This is a genomic window from Rhodococcus sp. G-MC3 (assembly GCF_030063335.1).
GTDB lineage: Bacteria > Actinomycetota > Actinomycetes > Mycobacteriales > Mycobacteriaceae > Rhodococcoides.
In genome coordinates this window covers 64,123-84,181 of the sequence record NZ_JASISW010000010.1, presented here as the reverse complement: position 1 = coordinate 84,181, position 20,059 = coordinate 64,123, and the positions used below count along the sequence as shown (strand labels likewise).

At 63.5% G+C, this 20,059-nt stretch carries 15 protein-coding genes; 14 read left to right on the top strand and 1 reads right to left on the bottom strand.

The window, feature by feature from the left end; genetic code table 11:
* Nucleotides 1-40: 40 nt before the first annotated feature.
* Nucleotides 41-2,182 (bottom strand): N-acetylmuramoyl-L-alanine amidase, encoded by a 2,142-nt coding sequence (locus tag QMK17_RS13290; protein ID WP_283509735.1) that lies wholly within the window; start codon nt 2,180-2,182, stop codon nt 41-43.
* Nucleotides 2,183-2,466: 284 nt separating this feature from the next.
* On the opposite strand from QMK17_RS13290, the gene cobM reads away from it, so the two are divergent.
* From cobM to fadD32, 14 genes are all read left to right on the top strand, one after another.
* Nucleotides 2,467-3,210 (top strand): precorrin-4 C(11)-methyltransferase, encoded by a 744-nt coding sequence (gene cobM / locus QMK17_RS13285; RefSeq protein ID WP_283509734.1) that lies wholly within the window; start codon nt 2,467-2,469, stop codon nt 3,208-3,210.
* Nucleotides 3,207-3,962 (top strand): precorrin-6A synthase (deacetylating), encoded by a 756-nt coding sequence (cobF, locus tag QMK17_RS13280; RefSeq protein ID WP_283509733.1) that lies wholly within the window; start codon nt 3,207-3,209, stop codon nt 3,960-3,962. Before cobM ends, cobF begins: the two co-directional genes overlap by 4 nt.
* A 75-nt stretch (nt 3,963-4,037) precedes the next feature.
* Nucleotides 4,038-5,267 carry a UDP-galactopyranose mutase gene (glf, locus tag QMK17_RS13275; protein ID WP_283509732.1) on the top strand — a complete coding sequence of 410 codons (1,230 nt, stop codon included), beginning with the start codon at nt 4,038-4,040 and terminating at the stop codon, nt 5,265-5,267.
* Nucleotides 5,264-7,171, top strand: a complete 1,908-nt coding sequence (locus tag QMK17_RS13270) for a glycosyltransferase (RefSeq protein WP_283509731.1) — start codon at nt 5,264-5,266, stop codon at nt 7,169-7,171. Before glf ends, QMK17_RS13270 begins: the two co-directional genes overlap by 4 nt.
* Nucleotides 7,149-7,700 carry a phosphatase PAP2 family protein gene (locus tag QMK17_RS13265; protein WP_283509730.1) on the top strand — a complete coding sequence of 184 codons (552 nt, stop codon included), beginning with the start codon at nt 7,149-7,151 and terminating at the stop codon, nt 7,698-7,700. The genes QMK17_RS13270 and QMK17_RS13265 overlap by 23 nt, the downstream gene beginning before the upstream one ends.
* Nucleotides 7,697-8,605 (top strand): decaprenyl-phosphate phosphoribosyltransferase, encoded by a 909-nt coding sequence (locus tag QMK17_RS13260; protein ID WP_283509729.1) that lies wholly within the window; start codon nt 7,697-7,699, stop codon nt 8,603-8,605. The genes QMK17_RS13265 and QMK17_RS13260 overlap by 4 nt, the downstream gene beginning before the upstream one ends.
* Nucleotides 8,586-10,535, top strand: coding sequence for a flagellar motor control protein ZomB (gene zomB, locus QMK17_RS13255; RefSeq protein WP_442972760.1), 1,950 nt, complete (start codon nt 8,586-8,588; stop codon nt 10,533-10,535). The genes QMK17_RS13260 and zomB overlap by 20 nt, the downstream gene beginning before the upstream one ends.
* 270 nt (nt 10,536-10,805) lie before the next feature.
* The gene (locus tag QMK17_RS13250) at nt 10,806-11,735 is read left to right on the top strand and encodes an alpha/beta hydrolase (protein ID WP_283509848.1); all 930 of its coding nucleotides are present in this window, start codon (nt 10,806-10,808) and stop codon (nt 11,733-11,735) included.
* Between the two features lie 338 nt (nt 11,736-12,073).
* Nucleotides 12,074-13,084 carry an alpha/beta hydrolase gene (locus tag QMK17_RS13245; RefSeq protein ID WP_283509728.1) on the top strand — a complete coding sequence of 337 codons (1,011 nt, stop codon included), beginning with the start codon at nt 12,074-12,076 and terminating at the stop codon, nt 13,082-13,084.
* A gap of 229 nt (nt 13,085-13,313) precedes the next feature.
* On the top strand, nt 13,314-15,200 hold the full coding sequence (locus QMK17_RS13240) for an alpha/beta hydrolase-fold protein (protein WP_283509727.1): 1,887 nt from the start codon (nt 13,314-13,316) through the stop codon (nt 15,198-15,200).
* Between the two features lie 97 nt (nt 15,201-15,297).
* Nucleotides 15,298-15,840 carry a DUF732 domain-containing protein gene (locus tag QMK17_RS13235; RefSeq protein WP_283509726.1) on the top strand — a complete coding sequence of 181 codons (543 nt, stop codon included), beginning with the start codon at nt 15,298-15,300 and terminating at the stop codon, nt 15,838-15,840.
* 12 nt (nt 15,841-15,852) lie between these two features.
* Nucleotides 15,853-16,818, top strand: coding sequence for a cutinase family protein (locus QMK17_RS13230; RefSeq protein WP_283509725.1), 966 nt, complete (start codon nt 15,853-15,855; stop codon nt 16,816-16,818).
* A gap of 165 nt (nt 16,819-16,983) precedes the next feature.
* Complete coding sequence (locus QMK17_RS13225; protein ID WP_283509724.1) at nt 16,984-18,003, top strand: LLM class F420-dependent oxidoreductase; 1,020 nt, start codon at nt 16,984-16,986, stop codon at nt 18,001-18,003.
* A gap of 151 nt (nt 18,004-18,154) precedes the next feature.
* Nucleotides 18,155-20,053 (top strand): long-chain-fatty-acid--AMP ligase FadD32, encoded by a 1,899-nt coding sequence (gene fadD32, locus QMK17_RS13220; protein WP_283509723.1) that lies wholly within the window; start codon nt 18,155-18,157, stop codon nt 20,051-20,053.
* The last annotated feature ends 6 nt before the right edge of the window (nt 20,054-20,059 follow it).

Below are 20,059 nucleotides of genomic sequence, written 5' to 3'. Positions count from 1 at the left end.
GTGCGTTTGCGGGGCATCGGATTGCCGGGCTGTGTCGGAACTATCCGACCGGTGCCGGTATTGCGTCGGGTGCCGGTACCGCTTCCGGTAGGGGAGCGGGCTCGACTGGTGCTGGTGCTAAGTCCGGTGCCGGGGCGCCGTTCTGTATTTCTTTCTCGTAGGTGTCGTTGTACGTCTTGATGACCGTCGTGACGATCCCCGTGAGTTCGTTGAAGATCAACGAACCGTTCTCGAAGTCGGTACGCAGACCCTCGGGTACGCGGTACTCGTCGGTGCTCGGCAAGCCGAGCTCACCGTTCTCGCCGCCGAGCGCCGTGAACTGCTGGAAGATCCTGCCGATCACCGCAACTGCCTGTCCGGCAATCGAAGTGAAGATCGAGCCATTTGCGAACTGTGCCGCTTCGCCGCCGCCCTTGACCTGAACGAGGCCGCTGACGGGAGTGCCGAGGGTACCGGCTTCGCCGCCCGATGCCATCCACTTCTGAGCGATCGGGTTGGAGCTGGCGAGGCGGACGAGTTCGTCGACCAGTGCCGGAACATTCTGTGCCAGAGCGCTGCTCGCGTCGGTACCGGGCGACGACGGAGTTGCGGTGTCGGTCGAATCCCCTGTAGTGCCGGAATCCGCTGTGGTGCTCGGATCCTCGGAAGGTGCCGTCGGAGTGACTGCGCCGCCAACGACGTTCGCCGCGGCGATATCGCGGATCTCGTCCATTTTCGCGTAGGCGCCGTCGCCCGGGCATGCCGTGTTGCCGACGTCGCGGTGCGCGAAGATGACCGGAAGGTCGACGCTCTGGCCCTTGCCGACGAACGTGAATTCGGTGCCTTCGCTGGTCATCGTCGTCTTGGCCTTCGGGTCCAGACCTGCTGCGCCCAAACGCCATCCGAGGAATTTACCGACGGAATCGAGGGTCTCCGGCGATGGCGCTTCGGTGGAGTAATCGCCCATCATCGCGACGCCGACGGTGTTCTCGTTGAAGCCACCTGCGTGTGCGCCCTGAACCGGTCGGTCCAATCCGCCTGCGCGGCCCTCGAAGATCTGACCGTACTTGTCGACGAGTGCGTTGTAGCCGACGTCGCACCAGCCGAGGGTCTGGGCGTGGTACGCGTAGATCGCGCGGACAATCTCGGCTGACTCGCTCTTGGAGTAGTCGTTGCTACCGGCAGTGTGGTGCACTGTCGCGCCACCGAGGAAATCGTCGTATGTCGGTGTGGCGCAGCGGATGGACTCGTCGGCGCCCCACTGTGCTCGCGAGATCACCTTCGGTCCCGCATTGCCTGCGACCGGAGTCGCCAGGTCGGAGAGAGCGGAGTCCGCGGGGGAGCTGCCGGGTTGAATCAGCACCGCGCTGATGTCGGACAGTGCATCTGCCAAGGGCGCGTCCTGCTGGCGCAGCGGCTTCGACACCGAAGCCGGGGTGTAGCCGAGTTCCTGCTCGGGGGCGGGTGCAGCTTCCGGCACCGGTGCGGGAGCGGGCTCAGGAGCGGGAGCTGCACTCGGACGAGGCGTCAACAGCATCTGCACGGCCTTGGTCGCTCCGACGAAGACGGGCTCGGTGCCCTTCTTGTCCGGCGCGGGAGCGGCATCGCTCGACGCGGTATCGATCGGCTCGGTGGCGATCCACGGGCCCCACGAGCCGTCGTCGAGCTGGCGACGAAGCTGCGCGACTGCATTGCCCGGAGCGGTCGACGTCAGTGCAACCATGCTGAAGGGGTCGTCCTGACGCAGTTCCTTGACGACGGCGCCGAGCGGTGCGCCCGGATCGTCGCCTGCCGGTAGCTGCGAGGGTTCGACGGGCGCTGCGGCGTCATGCCGGTCGAGAGAGGGCACTGGCGCCTGCGCGGACGGGCCCGTCGGGGACGGCACGGTCAGGCCCGGGATTTCGGGGATCTGGAACGGCGGGATCGTGATGTTGTCCGGGAGCGGCAGGTACTTCAGATCGGACAGGCGAAGGTCGGGCAACGGTAGACCTGTCAATTCCTGGAGGGGAATGACGATGTCCGGTGCCGCGTTCAGCGCTGTTTCGACGATCTTGGTCGGCACGGTGACAGGGGTGGTCTCGTTGGCCGATCGAACATCGGTGGACGCAGTGTCGCCGGAAATGCTGTAGACCGCCACGGGACTCGCGACGGCAAGCAAGGCGACTGCGCCGAGAACGATCGACGGCTTCGTTCGACGGTGCAAGGCGGTACTCCCTGGTTGTAGGTGCGGGCCGCTCCCGGTCCTGCGTGGAAGCATTCCGCGAAGCATTCAGCGACTGTTCGACGCGAATTGCTTCCGTTCAGATGCGTGTTTCAGATGAGTTGTGATGCTGATGTTGCAGGTGTGACTATTGAGACTTGAATCGAGTCACATGAGTAACAACAACCCCATCCGACACAAGGGTAAACCTTAGCTTGAGAGTTAGCCAGGTCGAGGATTGGCAGCTGGTTCGGCGCGTCGTGACCTCGCGCCTACGCTTTCCAGCTGTGACTGTTCACTTCATCGGAGCCGGCCCCGGCGCGGCAGACCTACTCACGCTGCGTGCCGTCGAGCATCTTCGCGCCAGCCCGGTGTGCGTCTACGCGGGCACCTACATCGACGAAGCGATCCTGGCGCACTGCCCGCCCGATGCTCGAAAGATCGATACCGCGAACCTCGATCTCGACCAGATCACCGCTGAACTCGTCGCGGCCGATTCTCGCGGAGAAGACGTAGCGCGCCTCTGCTCGGGCGATCCGTCCCTGTACTCCGCGCTCGCCGAACAGTCTGCGCGACTCGATGCACGAGGCGTCCAATGGGACGTCACACCCGGAGTGCCCGCGTACGCCGCCGCCGCCGCAACCCTGGGCGTCGAACTGACCGTGCCCGAGGTGACGCAGTCGGTCGTCCTGACGCGTGCTCAGGCGCGCTCGACAGCAATGCCCGACGGTGAGGCGCTGGCCAACTTTGCCGCAACCGGGTCGACGCTGGTGTTGCACCTCGCAATCACGAGAACCCGAGTGCTGGCCGAGGAACTGACGGTCCACTACGGCGCCGAGTGCCCGGCCGCGGTGGTGTTCCACGCCAGCAAGCCCGACCAGCTCGTGCTCACCGGCACCCTGGCCGACATCGCGGACAAGGTCGAGGCCGCTGCGCTGAAGCAGGCAGCGGTCATCCTCGTCGGGCCTGCGGTGGGCCGGACGCCAGGCGCGGAATCGCACCTCTACGACGCCTGCCGGGAACGCGCGTGAAGATTTTTCTGATCGGTATCGGCGGCGGACATCCCGACCAGATCACCGCCCAGGCCGTCGACAAGCTCCGGGCCGTCGATGTGTTCCTCGTCGCCGACAAAGGCGCGGCCGTCGGCGACCTCGCGCAGGCGCGCACCGAGATTCTCAACAGGCATGTGCCGGGGGACTACCGGGTGATCGAAGTTCCCGACCCGCAGCGAGACCGGAAGCCCGCCGATTACGGGACCGCCGTTCTCGACTGGCACGACGCCCGTGCCCGCGCGTACGAGAAGGTGCTGCTGGAGCTGGATCCGACGGTCACCGTCGGGTTCCTCGTCTGGGGTGACCCTGCTCTCTACGACAGCACGATCCGAGTCGTCGAACGCATCGTTGACTTCGGGACAGTGGACATCGATTACGACGTCATACCCGGCATCAGCAGTGTGTCGATGCTCGCTGCCGCGCACCGGCTGGTGCTCAACCGCATCGGCGGGCCGATCGTGATCACCACGGGCCGCGCACTGCTCGGCGATGTCGAATCTGGAGCCGACAACATCGTCGTCATGCTCGACGGTCACCTGACCTGCCGTGAGCTGGCCGGTACCGATACCTGGGGCATCCACTGGGGAGCCAACCTGGGAACAGACGATGAAAAGTTGGTGTCGGGACCGCTCGACGAAGTAATCGGCGAGATCGAGCAACTGCGCGGCGAGCTCAAATCCCAGCACGGTTGGGTGATGGATACGTATCTTTTGCGGCTCCGCCGGCTGTGAGTGGTTGATGCCCCTCTGCTGTCACAAACCACGCACGGGAGGCGAAGCCGCAAACGTCGGATACCCTGGTTGCCCGTGACTGCTGTAAGCCCTGACCCCGCCTCTTCCGACGCTTCCGTAACCGGCCGATACGACCTCATCGTCGTCGGCTCCGGGTTCTTCGGCCTGACCGTGGCGGAGCGCTCAGCGGCTCAGCTCGGTAAACGCGTCCTTGTTCTGGATCGTCGCCATCACCTCGGCGGTAACGCTTACTCCGAGGCGGAACCGGAGACCGGCATCGAGATCCACAAGTACGGCGCTCACCTGTTCCACACGTCGAACAAGCGGGTCTGGGATTACGTGAACCAGTTCACCGAGTTCACGGGTTACCAGCACCGCGTGTACGCGCTGCACAACGGCCAGTCGTACCAGTTCCCGATGGGCCTTGGCTTGATCTCGCAGTTCTTCGGCAAGTACTACTCGCCTGCCGAGGCGCGCGCACTCATCGAGGACCAGTCCAGTGAGTTCGATGCGAAGGACGCGCAAAACTTCGAAGAGAAGGCGATCTCGCTGATCGGACGCCCCCTGTACGAGGCGTTCATCCGGGACTACACCGCCAAGCAGTGGCAGACTGATCCGAAGGAACTTCCCGCGGGCAACATCACGCGCTTGCCGGTGCGCTATACCTTCGACAACCGCTACTTCAACGACACGTACGAAGGTCTGCCGGTCGACGGGTATACCGCGTGGCTCGAGAACATGACGCGCAACGAGAACATCGAGGTACGCCTGAATACGGACTGGTTCGACGTCAAGGACGAGATCACGGCCGAGAGCCCGAACGCCCCGATCGTCTATACCGGCCCACTCGACCGCTACTTCGATTACTCGGAGGGTGAATTGGGATGGCGCACAATCGATTTCGAGACCGAAGTGCTGCCGATCGGCGACTTCCAGGGCACGCCCGTGATGAACTACAACGACAGCGACGTTCCGTTCATTCGCATCCACGAGTTCCGGCACTTCCATCCCGAGCGTGAGTACCCGGCCGACAAGACGGTCATCATGCGCGAGTTCTCGCGCTTCGCGGAGAGCGGCGACGAGCCCTACTACCCGATCAATACCCCTGACGACCGCCAGAAGCTCGAGGCGTACCGAGATCGTGCAAAGAAAGAGACCGTCGACAAGGGCGTGCTCTTCGGTGGCCGCCTCGGCACTTACCAGTACCTGGACATGCACATGGCCATCGCCAGCGCGCTGAACCTCTACGACAACACGCTCGCTCCACACTTCGAGTCGGGCACAGCCCTGGCGGGGGACAAATGACAGCGAAACATCTGCTCGAAGACGGAGTGGCCGACGTCGCTCCTTACCTGGGCAAGTCACTTCTCCAGCGAGTGCTGCTGCCGCGTTCGGGTGAACCGCTCGACGTGCGCACGCTGTACCTCGAAGAAGCAAAAACCAATGCCCGACGGGCGCATTCGGTCTCTCGTACGTCGGTGACCGTCGGCGCTGAGTCCGAGGTGTCGTTCTGCACCTACTTCAACGCGTTCCCGGCGAGCTACTGGCGCCGCTACAGCGTCCTGAAGTCCGTGGTGCTGCGCGTGGAGGTCTCCGGTCACTGCCGGATCGACGTCTACCGCTCCAAGGCCGACGCATCGCGCATCCACGTCGAGGGACGCGAAGCCGTCGACGGCGATGCTGCGCAGGAGTTCGAGATCGATCTCGGCCCGTTCGAGGACGGCGGCTGGATCTGGTTCGACATCACCTCCGACACCGAGGTCGTGCTCGAGAGCGCAGGCTGGTTCGCGCCGATCGAGGCACCGGGCGAGGCAACGGTTGCCGTCGGTATCCCGACGTTCAATCGTCCTACCGATGCCGTGAAAGCCCTTGTGGCATTAGGCTCCGACCCGCTCGTGCTCGACGTGATCAAGGCCGTCATCATGCCCGATCAGGGCACGAGGAAAGCCAAGGACGAGCCAGGATTCGACGAGGCCGCAGCCGGACTCGGCGGGCGCCTTGCCATTCACGATCAGGCCAATCTCGGTGGCTCCGGCGGTTACAGCCGCATCATGTACGAAGCCCTCAGCAACACCGACTGCCAGCACATCCTCTTCATGGACGACGATATCGAGATCGAGCCCGACTCGATTCTCCGTGCGCTCGCCATGTCGCGCTTCGCGAAGGTCCCTACCCTCGTCGGCGGCCAGATGCTCAACCTCCAGGCGCGCAGTCACCTGCACGTCATGGGCGAAGTGATCAACCGCAGCAACTTCATGTGGACCGGCGCACAGAACGTCGAATACGACCACGACTTCTCCGAGGAGCCGCTGCGCTCGTCCAAGCTGCTGCACCGGCGCATCGACGTCGACTACAACGGCTGGTGGATGTGCATGATTCCGCGCGTCGTCGCGGAAGAACTCGGCCAGCCCCTGCCGTTGTTCATCAAGTGGGACGACACTGAATACGGCTTGCGCGCAAGAGAAGCCGGCTACCCGACGGTCACTCTTCCCGGCGCGGCCATCTGGCATATGGCGTGGAGTGACAAGGACGACGCCATCGACTGGCAGGCGTACTTCCACCTGCGCAACCGCCTCGTCGTCGCTGCGCTTCACATGCCGGGCAACGGCCGCGGCCTCGTGCTCGACACGATCAAAGCAACCGTCAAGCACCTGCTGTGCCTCGAGTACTCCACGGTTGCCATCCAGAACATGGCAATTCGCGATTTCCTCGAAGGACCGGAGCACATCCTCGAGATCCTCCCGACCTCTCTCGGTGCGGTGCACGCACTGCGCAAGACGTTCCCCGACGCCGTCGTCGTCGGATCCGCGACGGAACTTCCCCTCGCCACCGGCGAAGAGGTCGGAACCGTCGGGATGCCGACGAACCCGCTGTCCAAGATCGGTCGACTCGCCAAAGGCTTGATCCACAACATCAAGCCCGCGCACACGCAGCATCACCAGCGGCCTCAGCTCAACGTGCCGACGCTCGATGCACGCTGGTTCCTGCTCTCGCAGGTGGACGGCGTCACTGTCACGACGGCCGACGGCCGGGGCGTCGTGTACCGCCAGCGCGACCGGGAGAAGGCCGCCGCACTGTTCAAAGAAGCGATGGCATTGCGCACCGAGCTCTCGCGCCGCTTCCCGGATCTCAAGGGTCGCTACCGCGACGCCGTCCCTCACCTCACCAGTAAGGAAACCTGGGAACGTGTCTTTCGTTACGAGGCGTAACAACCAGAGCGACGCTCCCACCGAGGTTCGCATCCTGGAGACGGTGCAGAAGACCGTCGGCTCCCAGCCGGGCGCAATCGCCGTCGCGCGGGGAATGTCGCACTTCGGTGAGCACGCCGCCGGTTGGGTTGCCATCGCAGGAATCGGGGCAGCTCTCGACAAGCCGCGCAGACGTCAGTGGGCAGGCGTGGCCGTCGGCGCAGTCGGTTCGCACGCAGCATCGATCGTCATCAAGAGGATCGTGCGAAGGCCACGGCCGAACGATCCATCGGTAAGGATCAACGTCTCGACGCCGAGCAAGTTGAGCTTCCCGTCCTCCCATGCCACGTCGACTACGGCAGCCGCAGTGTTGCTCGGTCGACTGGCCGGGCTACCGTTGCCTGCGGTCCTGGTGCCCGCTGTTCTAGTGCCCCCGATGCTGCTGTCGCGGCTCGTTCTCGGCGTGCACTACCCCACAGATGTACTTGCAGGAGCGGCGCTCGGCGCTATTTCCGCAGCCGCCGTGTGCAAGTTCGAAGGAGACAAATGAGCGAGGAAGCTTCCGTCGTCGGAGCCCCACCGAAGAATCTTGCCGATGGCGTGATCAAGGCACTTCGCCCGCGTCAGTGGGTGAAGAACGTCCTGGTTCTTGCTGCTCCGCTTGCGGCAGGTTCGGTAACGCAGGGCACCGTACTACTACACGTCGCACTTGCCTTCGTCGTCTTCTGCCTCGCAGCGTCGGGCGTTTATCTCGTTAACGACGCGCTGGACGTCGAAGCCGACCGGGCACACCCCACCAAGCGGTTCCGTCCGATCGCCGCTGGCGTGCTGCCGGTGAACCTGGCGTACGCAATGTCCGTCGTCTGTCTCGCTCTGGCAATCGGCCTGTCGTTCTTCGCGAACTGGCAGCTGGCGCTGGTCATCGGCGTCTACATCGCGATCCAGCTGGCGTATTGCTTCGGTCTCAAGCATCAGGCCGTTCTCGATATCTGCATCGTGTCCTCCGGCTTCCTTCTCCGGGCCATTGCCGGCGGCGTCGCAGCGTCGATCCCGCTGTCGCAGTGGTTCCTGTTGATCATGGCGTTCGGATCGCTGTTCATGGCCGCTGGCAAGCGCTACGCCGAGCTCCAGCTGGCCGAAGCCACCGGCGCGAAGATTCGCAAATCGCTCGAGAACTACACCACGACATACCTTCGATTCGTCTGGACGCTCTCGGCGACCGCAGTCGTGATTTGCTATGGCTTGTGGGCTTTCGAGCAAGACGCCGAGACGAACACCAACTGGTTCGCCATCTCGATGATCCCGTTCACAATCGCGATTCTGCGCTACGCGGTGGACGTCGACGGCGGCGAAGCAGGTGAGCCCGAAGAGATCGCATTCGGCGACAGGGTGCTGCAGGTCCTCGCCCTGGTCTGGATCGGAGCAGTCGGTGTCGCTGTCTACGTGGCCGGCTGACAAAGATGGGTGGCCGGCTGACGAAGATCGGTCGCCGGCTGACGATGATCGGTCGCAGGCCGAAGCCACGAATCGGTCGTCCAACCGGCTGACGAACGGTCTCTTCGTTCTCGGAGCCACAGTCACCGGGCTACTGTTCCTCGCCGGTGCGTGGGAACGTCGTTGGATCGCCGACGACGGCCTGATCGTGCTCCGAACCGTCAGGAATCTCCTCGCGGGTAACGGCCCGGTCTTCAACGCCGGTGAGCGCGTCGAGACCAACACCAGCACCATCTGGACATACCTCGTCTACGCGGGCAGTTGGATCAGCGACGCACGTCTCGAGTATGTCGTTCTGACGATCGCTCTCGTTCTGTCGACGTCGGCGGTGGTCGTTGCCATGTGGGGCACCTATGCGCTTCGCGCCCGTGAGCGTTTAGGTACACCAGAGGGGCATCTTTCGCGCACGGGCGGCGTAGCGGCATACCTGCCTGCCGGCGTGCTGGTCTACATCGCCGTCCCGCCTGCCCGCGACTTCGCGACGTCCGGGCTCGAGACGTGCCTTGTCATTTTCTGGATCGCGGTGCTGTGGCTCCTGATGGTCCGGTGGGCCACCCGCGAAGTCAGTGTGCCAGCGGTACTGTTCCTGGCCTTCTGGGCGGGCCTCGGACCCCTGGTACGGCCGGAGCTTGTGATCATGTCCGGCCTCGCGCTGGTCATGATCTTCCTCGCTCGCCAGAGCTGGCCCAGCCGCTTGCTTGTCTTCGTGTTCGCGGGTGCCGTTCCGGTCCTCTACCAAATTTGGCGGATGGGCTACTACGGCCTGCCGTATCCGAACACTGCAGTGTCCAAGGATGCGGGCGGAGCGAAGTGGTCACAGGGGTTCGACTACCTCTGGAACCTGCTCGGCCCCTACCTGCTGCTGCTCCCCCTGGTGGTGCTGCTGATCGCGGGCGTCGTCTCGATCGGTCGCCGCGGCAGGCCGACCGTCCCGAGATCCATCGGCGATGCTCAGCGGGTGCTGAGGACGCCGACGGCTGTCGTCGTGTTCGTCCTTCTCGGCGGCGCACTTTCGCTGGTGTATGCCGTGCGCGTCGGCGGCGATTTCATGCACGGTAGAACGCTTCTACCTGCACTGTTCACGATTCTTCTTCCTGTTTCGGTGCTGCCCTTGAGAATTCCCAACCGAAATTCAGGCGTCAGGGGAATCCTGATTTTCGCGATCGGCGCAGTGGCCTGGATCACCACGGTGGTGTGGGCGTTCTTCGCGGCCAACACCACCGGAATGCCGCAGGGGTCGATCGTGGGACGGTCGGGAATCGTCGACGAGCGAGCCTTCTACGCGTTGAACACAGGCCACGCGCACCCGATCCTCGCGGACGACTACCTCGACTATCCGCGCATGCGTCCGATGGTCGAAGCCATCGAGAACACGCCCGACGGCGGCCTGCTGCTGCCGAGTGCGCAGTTCACCTATTGGGATGTCGTGCCGCCGCCGCTGCCGATTCCGCCCGGTGGCGCCGGCCACACCGTATTCTTCCTGAACCTCGGTATGTCCAGCATGAATGTAGGACTCGACGTTCGTGTCATCGACCAGATGGGACTGGCGTACCCGCTGGCCTCGCATACCGAGCGATTGGAGAACGGCCGGATCGGACACGACAAGAATCTGTATCCGGACTGGGTGGTCGCGGATCTTGGTTTGGTCGGTGAGCATCCCTTCCTGCCCTGGTACATGGACGAAGATTGGGTGATCGAGGCCGACGTCGCGTTGTCATGCCCCGACACCCAGGAACTCATCTCGTCCTACCGCGCGCCGCTGACGAAAGATCTGTTCGTCAGAAATATCAAGAGGTCCCTGTTCTACGCCGGGTATCGAATCGATCGCGTTCCTGAATACGAAATACAGAGATGTGGTTTGGAACCGCCGATTCCAAAGGCGGATAGTTAGCTCGTACATCGAGCGGGCAAAGTTGCGTCGATATCATTCCGTCGCCAAGATGGGATATCTCGTTTTAGTAACGGAGGTCGTCTTCTCGCCGATGTATGCGAAAGATGTGTGTGACTGCTCGGACCTACCCTGGCTCCGTTCACGCCGCTGATAAGGGCGGACCGTAAGTACTTACGGTCCGTCGACACTGCTGAGAGGTCGAATTGCATGCTGTTTAGAACGAACAAAGGTGCCGGGGGGCGCCTCCGCCGGGTAGTGACGTCCCTGGTGATGGCCGTGGCACTACCTGTCGGTCTGGCGGTAGTGGGAACGGCGGCAACCGCAAATGCCGCATTCGATCCGGGCGCACGCGACGTCTGGACCGATTCGAGCATGGGTCCGATCAAGAGCCGAGTGTGGACCGCAGCCGATGGCAACACCGACCGCGTGGTGTACCTGCTCGACGGTCTCCGTGCCACCGACGACATCTCGGGCTGGGAGCACGAGACCGACGTTGGGGCCTACCTCGCATCGTGGAATATCAACGTCGTCCAGCCTGTTGGTGGTCAGTCGAGCTTCTACACCGACTGGTATGCGCCGTCGAACTTGAACGGACAGCGGACCACCTACAAGTGGGAAACGTTCCTCACCCAGAATCTGCGTGACAACCTGGCGAATCAGCTCGGGTTCAACCGCAACCGCAATGGTGTAGTCGGAATCTCCATGGGCGGCAGCGCGGCGCTGACGTTGGCGGCATATCACCCGGAGCAGTTCAGCTACGCGGGCTCGCTCTCCGGATACCTCAACATCTCGGCGCCCGGCATGAAGGAAGCTATCCGTCTGGCCATGCTGGACTCGGGCAGGTACAACGTCGACTCGATGTGGGGACCACCGTGGGATCCGGCGTGGCTGCGCAACGATCCGTTCGTGTTCGCTCCGAGACTCCGCGACAACGGCACGCGTGTGTGGGTGTTCGCCGGTAGCGGTCTGCCCGGTGGTCTCGACAAGCCGCGCAGCTTCATCGACTACTACAACACCGCGAACGGCATGGGCCTCGAAGCCATCGCGCTTGCCAACAGTCGCGCCTTCCAGATCCGTATGGCGAGCATCGGTGCGAACAACGTCACATATGCTTTCCCGTCGGTCGGCACCCACCAGTGGGGCTACTGGCAGGAGCAGGCGCACATCATGGCGCCTGACCTGAGCGCAAATATCGGCTGAGTTTTTACGCTGAACCCCCGTTACCACCCAGTTTTGTGAGAATTCACGAGTTCGACTGGATGGTCAGCGGGGGTTTTGCGCGTTAGTGTCACAGTCTGATCTCGGCCAGGAAAAAGACCTGCGATGTAGATCACAGTTTTGCATCCTGGTTCTCGAGTGGAATAACCTCCATTCGGCGCGCCCGCACAAGAGTCCTGCCCTTCGGTTGTGGACTCGAGTGCGGGCGCTACAACTTGATAAACCCGAACAAAGGCCGGACAGGGCCGACTACAGCCCTGTTGGATTGCCGGGGGCCGCAACATCGCGGAGACCGCAGAAGACGAGAGAGAGCACGATTCATGCGATTTGCTGGCCTCAGTAAGCCGAGGTTGTCTCCTCGATGGCGACAGCGCCTCCTTGGAGTGGGAGCCGCTGCTCTCGTCGTTCCGATCGCAGCAGGCGTCGTGGGCGGTGCAACTGCTTTGGCTGCCCCCGCAGCCATCGTGCACAAGACCCCGGCCGGTGGACGCGAGGACATCTGGGTTCCGTCCGAGATGGGTCCGATCAAGGTCCAGGTTCAATGGGCAGCACGCGGCGGCAACGCAGGCCTCTACCTGCTCGACGGACTCCGCGCACGCGACGACCGCAACGCCTGGACGTTCGAGACCAACGCCCAGGACCAGTTCGCCGGTGACGACGTCACACTCGTGATGCCGGTCGGTGGGCAGGCCAGCTTCTACAGCGACTGGTACGCGGCATCGAACCTGAACGGCCAGGAAGTCACCTACAAGTGGGAGACGTTCCTGACGCAGGATCTGCCCGCCTACCTAGAGGGCTACGGCGTCTCGCGTTCCAACAACGCGGTTACCGGTATCTCCATGGGTGGTTCGGCTGCGCTGACGCTGGCTGCATACCACCGCGACCAGTTCAAGTTCGCCGGGTCGTTCTCGGGTTACCTGAACATCTCCGCGCCCGGCATGCGTGAAGCCATCCGCGTTGCGATGCTCTCGCAGTCGTGGTTCAACGTCGATTCCATGTGGGGACCCCCGTGGAGCCCGGCGTGGCTGCGAAACGATCCCTTCGTCTTCGCTCCGCAGCTGAAGGGCCTGTCGCTGTACGTGTCCGCCGCGAGCGGTCTGCCCGGCCAGCTCGACCATCCGCGAGCGCCCATCGACTTCTACAACACCGCGAACGGCATGGCCCTCGAAGCTCTCGCTCTCGCCAACAGCCGCGCATTCCAGGTTCGCCTGGCCACGCTCGGCATTCCGGCAACGTTCGACTTCCCGGCCAACGGCATCCACGCATGGCCCTACTGGTCGGCGGAGCTGTTCAAGGCTCGCGGCCAGATCCTAGAGGCTCTGAACGCCTGAGCACGGTAATCACCTGCTCGATCCACGTATGCCGTCCTGCCGCATCTGCAGGGCGGCACTCGTGCGTTCGGGAATCTCGTCGAGTAGTCGAATTAACAATTGCACCATCAGTCACAGCGAGTCTCGGCCGTGAGGGCGTCGTTCGCGTGTAAAAAGATCTGTACGTAGTCTGTGTTCGCGTGCTTGCAGGCGAGTCACGGACGGCAGCAAACGAAAGAGAGTCACCATCATGCGCACTGGGCTTGCTCGATTCGGCCGGCGTTCCACGGCGAGAATTCAGGCTCGGCGGACGGCAACCGCAGTGGTACTCGCTGCCGCTCTGATGTCGCCGTTCGGCGCGGTAGGACTCGCGCAGGCAGCACCGCTGCCCGCGTCGCAGCCTGCGCCGACTCAAGCACCGTCTGCAGCGAAGGTCACCTCGGTGGACTGGCTGTCGGATCGCCGGGTCGCCCTGTGGATCGAATCGCCGTCGATGGGTACTCCGATCCAGGTGCAGCTGCTGCTGGCTCGGGACTGGAACATCAACCCGCAGGCAACCTTCCCCTCGGTGTGGATGCTCGACGGACTTCGTGCGACGGACACGGAGAACGGCTGGACGTCCGAAACGGACGCCGAGTCCTACTTCGCGGACAAGAACGTCAACGTCGTGCTGCCGATCGGTGGCCAGTCCAGTTTCTACTCCGACTGGGTCGACCAGGACAACGGCAAGAACTATCAGTGGGAAACGTTCCTGACCAAGGAGCTTCCGTCGATCCTCGAGAACGACTGGCGTACCAACCAGACCCGCGGTGTCGTCGGTCTGTCGATGGGCGGCACGTCGGCGATGATGCTGGCCGCGCGCAACCAGGGTTTCTTCGCGTTCGCAGGGTCGCTGTCCGGCATCCTGACCACAACTTCCCTCGGTATGCCGCAGGCGATTCAGTACGCGATGCAGGACGCAGGCGGATTCGACTCGAAGGCAATGTGGGGCGCACCCACCAACGACCTGTGGGCTGAGCACGACCCGTATCTGCTGGCGGAAAAGCTGAAGGGCGTCAGCCTCTACGTCTCCAGTGGCAACGGCGTAGCGGGTCCGTACGATCCGCCCTCGGGCATCCCCGGTGTCAGTTCCAATTACGCAGGCATGGGCCTCGAGATTTTGGCGCGCCTCACATCGCAGACCTTCGCCACCAAGCTCAACAAGCTCGGCATCCCAGCGAAGGTCGTGTACCGCCCGTCGGGACTGCACACGTGGGAGTACTGGCAGTTCGAGCTCAAGCAGCTGTGGCCGCAACTCGCAGGCGCACTCGACGTCGAGGCCGACAAGCCGTCGTGCAGCGTGTCCGGTGCCATCGGTAACACTGCAGGCGCGAATTCCTGGCTCGGCGACTGCCTGACCGCGGAGTACAACGTCGCCGGTGGCCGGGCGCAGGACTTCCGCTTCGGACGAGTCTTCTTCTCCCCTGACGCAGGCGCTCAGGCCGTGGCAGGAGCGATCGGCGGCAACTACCAGGCCTCCGGCGGACCGAGCGGACCACTCGGCTTCCCGAAGACCGGTGAGTTCGGCACCCCCGACGGCCGGGGACGCGCGAATGCCTTCCAGAACGGCATGGTCTACTTCACCCCGCAGACCGGAGCGCACGCTGTTCGCGGTGCGATTCTCGATGAGTGGGCACGTCAGGGTTACGAAGGCGGTCCACTCGGCTACCCGACACTCGACGAGGTCGCCACGCCGTCGAAGCCGGGAGCCGTACAGGGCTTCGAGATCGGCGCGATGTACTTCAGCCCGGATCTGGGGACACACTCGGTACAGGGAATGATCCTCGGCAAGTACGGCCAACTCGGCTGGGAGAACGGCCAACTCGGCTTCCCTAAGACCAGTGAGCTCGGACCCATCAAAGACGGCGGCCGCTTCAACGAGTTCGAAGGCGGCAACATCTACTGGAGTCCGGTGACCGGTGCATGGGCTATCCGCAACGGCGAGATCTTCGATGCATGGAAGAGCGTCGGCTACGAGGCTGGACGGCTCGGCTACATGACGAGCGATCAGTTCGACATGGACGGCGGCGGAGTACAGCAGAACTTCCAGTTCGGCATCATCACGTTCAAGGACGGCAAAGTCACCATCGCGCCTTGATTCGTGACCCAGATGTGTGACCCAGGTGTACTCAGAGTCCTCTCAGAGGACATCTGTACCGTCACCGGTTGACCTTCGACGTATAGGACTGGATTCAATGCGGACAGCTCTAGCCCGAACTTTGACAATGGGAATGCTCGCTGTTGCGGCCGGTGGCCTACTTGTCGCCTGCGGTAGCGACGATTCCACAGCCACCGGATCGCCGTCGACCACAGTTGCCACCACGACGGCTGGGTCGACCTCGGCCGAGGCATCGGCAACGTCGTCGTCGACCACCGCTGCGCCGGCGACGAGTCCCGGCGAGGCTGCGACGGCTCCCCCCGAGCAGCCGCAGCCCGTACCCGCGGACTACCCGGGCCCCACCGAGGCGCCGATCGATGCCACCGGCCAGGCGTTCCTGGCCGAGCTGAAGGCGAAGGGTGTCACCGTCGCCGGAAACGGCGAGATCGCGACGTCGACGGCAACCTACATTTGCTCGGCGCAGTCTCAGGGTGTTCAACCGGACGAAATCTCGACGTTCGTGACCGCCAACGTCGGTGTCGAGGCCAGCGCATCGGGAGCGCAGATCACCGCTGAACAAGCAGGCGAGACTGCTCAGATATATATCGCCGCCGCTAAGAACACCTACTGCAAGGGCTGACGCCGAACCGCCATGGCCAATCGAACCAAGCGCAGAAGGTTACTGCCGAAACTGCTCGCCGTTGTAGTCGTCCTCGGACTGATCATCGTGGCGCTGTGGTATCTCCTTGCCGGGCGTCTGGAGAACCCGGTGCCGACTCCGCTGCCGGGGCCGGGCCCCGACCAGCCTCAGTCGCAGCCCGCGGATTGTGCGGACGTGTTCGTCATGACGATCCCCGGGACGTGGGAGTCGACAGCCAACGACGATCCGTACAACCCGATGGCCAACCCGATATCTCTGATGCTCAATGTCTCGCGGCCTCTGCAAGCGCAGTTCGATGCGGGCCGCGCTGTGGTGTATACGGTGCCGTACGTGGCGCAGTTCTCCAATCCGATCGCGTTCCCGCCAGACGGGCAGCAGTCGTACAACAACAGCCGCACCGAGGGTGCCGCTGCCGCACGAACCCAGCTCTCCAGCGTCAGCGAGCACTGCCCCCTCACCAACTACATCATCGCGGGCTTCTCTCAGGGAGCCGTCATTGCAGGCGACCTCGCAGCCGACATCGGCGGCGGCAACGGTCCCGTCGCCGCGGACAAGGTTCTCGGGGTCACGTTGATTGCCGATGGTCGCCGCGACGGCACGTCGGGCAACGACATCGGACCGCCCGTCGACGGTGTCGGCGCGGAGGTCGCGCTCGGTGGCCTCGACTTCCCTGGCATCACCATGACGGGACCGCGACAGGGTGGCTTCGGTTCGATCGACGCCAAGGTCAATCAGATCTGCGCGGCGGGCGATCTCATCTGTACTTCACCTTCGGAAGGGTTGTCGCTCCGCAATATTCCGCAGAGTATCGGCATCCTCGTCGGCGCTGCCGGGAACCCCGTCCACGCGTCGTACAACAGCTTCGTCGTCGACGATGCAGGCACGACGGCGACACAGTGGACGGCTGGATGGGCGGCCGGTCTGATCGAGTCGGCGCCGGTGATTCCACACTCCTGATCCGTCGCGAGTAATTCTCACAAGCTCGGTGTTGGCCTCTGAGGAATCGGCACAAAGGTCGTATTGGTACCCCCCGCCAGGTGTATTCCCACGTGGCGAGCAGATAGAGTGACGCCTTGGACCAGCCCCGACCGTACCGAGAACCTGCACCGAGGAGATCTATACATGTGTTCTGCCCAGGCCCCAGATCTGCCCGTTGATGGGCACGTCACGGCGCTGCGCAAGTTCCGCTTCGCCGCAGGTGGAGAAGGGAACGCGGAGGAGGGCGGGGCTCGCAAATTCATCAAGCTCGCGCAGCTGGCCGAGGAGCTCGGCTACGACAGCTTCATGATCCCCGATCACCTGGGCAACCAGGTCGGGCCGATTGCAGCCCTCGGCGCGCTCGCGGTTGCCACGGACAAGATTCGGCTCGGCACCGCAGTTCTCGCCAACGGGTTCCGCCATCCGGCGATCCTGGCGAAGGATGCGGCGACCATCGACGTGCTGTCCGGGGGACGGCTCGAGCTCGGCCTCGGAGCCGGCTGGATGCGCGACGAGTACGACAAGGCAGGGATCACGTACGACCGTCCCGGTGTTCGTATCGAGAAGCTGGCCGAAAGCCTCGAGATTCTCGATACCTTGCTTCGCGGTAAAGAATGCAATTTCGAGGGCAAGCACTTCACGATCACCGGTCTCAAGGGCAGCCCACGTCCCAGGCAGGGACCGCGGCCTCCTATCTGTGTCGGCGGCGGTGGGCCGCGGATGCTGGCTCTCGCGGCAAAGTGGGCGGACATCATCTCCGTCGTTCCGAGCACCACCAAGGACGGCAAGCTCCAGCTGTCGGGAATGACGCTGGACAAGACCGTCGAGCGGGTCGAGCTGATCCGCAAGGCGGCTGGCGACCGGTTCGACGAGATCGAGCTGAACTGGGCCATCACCACCATCGTTGTCACCGACGATCGTGAGCAGATGGCCGAGATGGCTTTGGCGGCGCTGGACAACGGCTACCCCCCGAATGTCGACGTGGACGTCAAGCTCAGCGTCGAGGACATCTTGGCGTCGCCGTACCTCGCATTCGGAACCTACGAGGAGATCGCAGATCAGATCCGTAACGTTCGTGAAAAGACGACGATGTCCTATGTCGGGGTTTTCCCCACACAGATGGAAGCGTTCGCACCGGTCATCGAGCTACTGAAAGGCGAGTGACCGCACGACATGAAGTGGTCGTCGAGATAGCTACCAGCTAGTAATATTCACGCTGTTTGGCCAACGTGAGCCGAAGAAAACATCGGGGCGCGGGCCGCTCGCCTTGAAGAGTGCAGCAGCCGCGGATTCCGGTCGGAGGAGATTGAACACAATGAGCCACACATTCGATGACTACATCGATGAAAACGGCCACATCGTCATCGCGGAGGGCAAGACGCTCGTTCGCCACGTCGAGGTCAACGTCGCCGAGAACGCCGACACCCTCGCTTACCGTTTCATGGATTACTCGCGTGAGCGGGACGGCGAAGCGCACGAGCTGACCTGGTCCGAGTTCGGAACCCGACTCCGCGCAGTTGCTGCCCGTTTGCAGCAGGTGACCAAGCCCGGCGACCGCGTCGCGATTCTCGCTCCCCAGGGCCTGGACTATGTCATCGCATTCTTCGGTGCCGTGTACGCAGGCACCATTGCCGTTCCGCTGTTCGACCCGGACGAGCCCGGCCACAGCGATCGCCTGCATGCCGTGCTCGGCGACTGCTCGCCGACGGCAATCCTCACCGCCAGCAACTCCGCTGCAGGCGTCCGAAGCTTCTTCCGCGTCCTCCCCGCGGCGGAGCGTCCCCGAATCATTGCCGTCGACGCGATCCCCGACAGCGTCGGGGAGACCTGGGTGGAAACCGACGCGAAGCTCGACGACGTCGCATACCTGCAGTACACGTCGGGCTCGACGCGTACGCCCGCCGGTGTCGAGATCACTCACCGTGCCGTCGGCGTCAATGCGCTACAGATGGTCGACAGCATGGAGCTCACCGAGGACTCGCGCGGCGTCACGTGGCTGCCGATGTTCCACGACATGGGACTGCTGACGGTCATCCTGCCCGCACTGGGCGGTAAGTACATCACCATCATGAGCCCGCGTGCATTCGTGCAGCGGCCGTGGCGCTGGATCAAGGAACTTGCCGCTGTCTCCGACGGTGCAGGTACGTTCGCCGCAGCCCCGAACTTCGCCTTCGAGCATGCCGCCCAACGCGGTCTGCCGAAGAACGGGGAGAAGCTCGACCTCTCCAACGTCATCGGACTGATCAACGGCAGCGAGCCTGTCACGACGACGTCGATGAAGAAGTTCAACGACGCATTCGGCCCGTACGGACTCCCCACGTCGGCAATCAAGCCGTCATACGGCATGGCCGAGGCCACCCTCTTCGTCTCCACCAGCAAGCACGCCGACGAAGCCAAGGTCGTCTACGTCGACCGCACCGAACTCAACGCGGGCAAGTTCGTCGTCGTCGACAAGGACGCTGTGGGAGCAATCCCTCAGGTGTCGACCGGAACCGTCGCCCGAAGCCAGTGGGCCGCGATCGTCGATTCCGATACAGCCACCGAGGCAGCCGACGAGCACGTCGGTGAGATCTGGCTGCACGGAGAGAACATCGGACGGGGCTACTGGGGCCGTGAGCTCGAAACCACCGAAACGTTCCACAACAAGCTCGTCAGCCGTATCCCGTCGGGCTCACACGCCGAAGGCGCCCCCGAGGGCGGCAACTGGATGCGTACCGGCGACTACGGCGTCTACCACGACGGCGAGCTCTACATCACGGGCCGAGTGAAGGATCTCGTCATCGTCGACGGTCGCAATCACTACCCGCAGGACCTCGAGTTCTCGGCGCAGGAATCGAGCAAGGCATTGCGTCCCGGCTTCGTCGCCGCGTTCGCGGTCCCGCTCAACCAGCTTCCCGACGTCGTCTTCGAGTTTGCAGGCGCGGCACTGACCAAGGATTCGGACGACAGCTCCGAGCAGCTGGTTGTGGTCGCCGAACGTGCACCCGGGGCAGGCAAGGCAGATCCCGAGCCCATCGCGGAGGTAGTCCGGACCGCGATCTCGGCACGCCATGGCGTCACCGTCCGCGACGTACTCCTTGTTCCCGCTGGCTCCATTCCTCGCACATCGAGCGGCAAGATCGCCCGTCGCGCATGCAAGGCTGCCTACATCGAGGGCACGCTCCGCGGCGGCTATCAACAGCAGGCCTTTCCCGACGCGGAACTGCCGGACTGACGTACA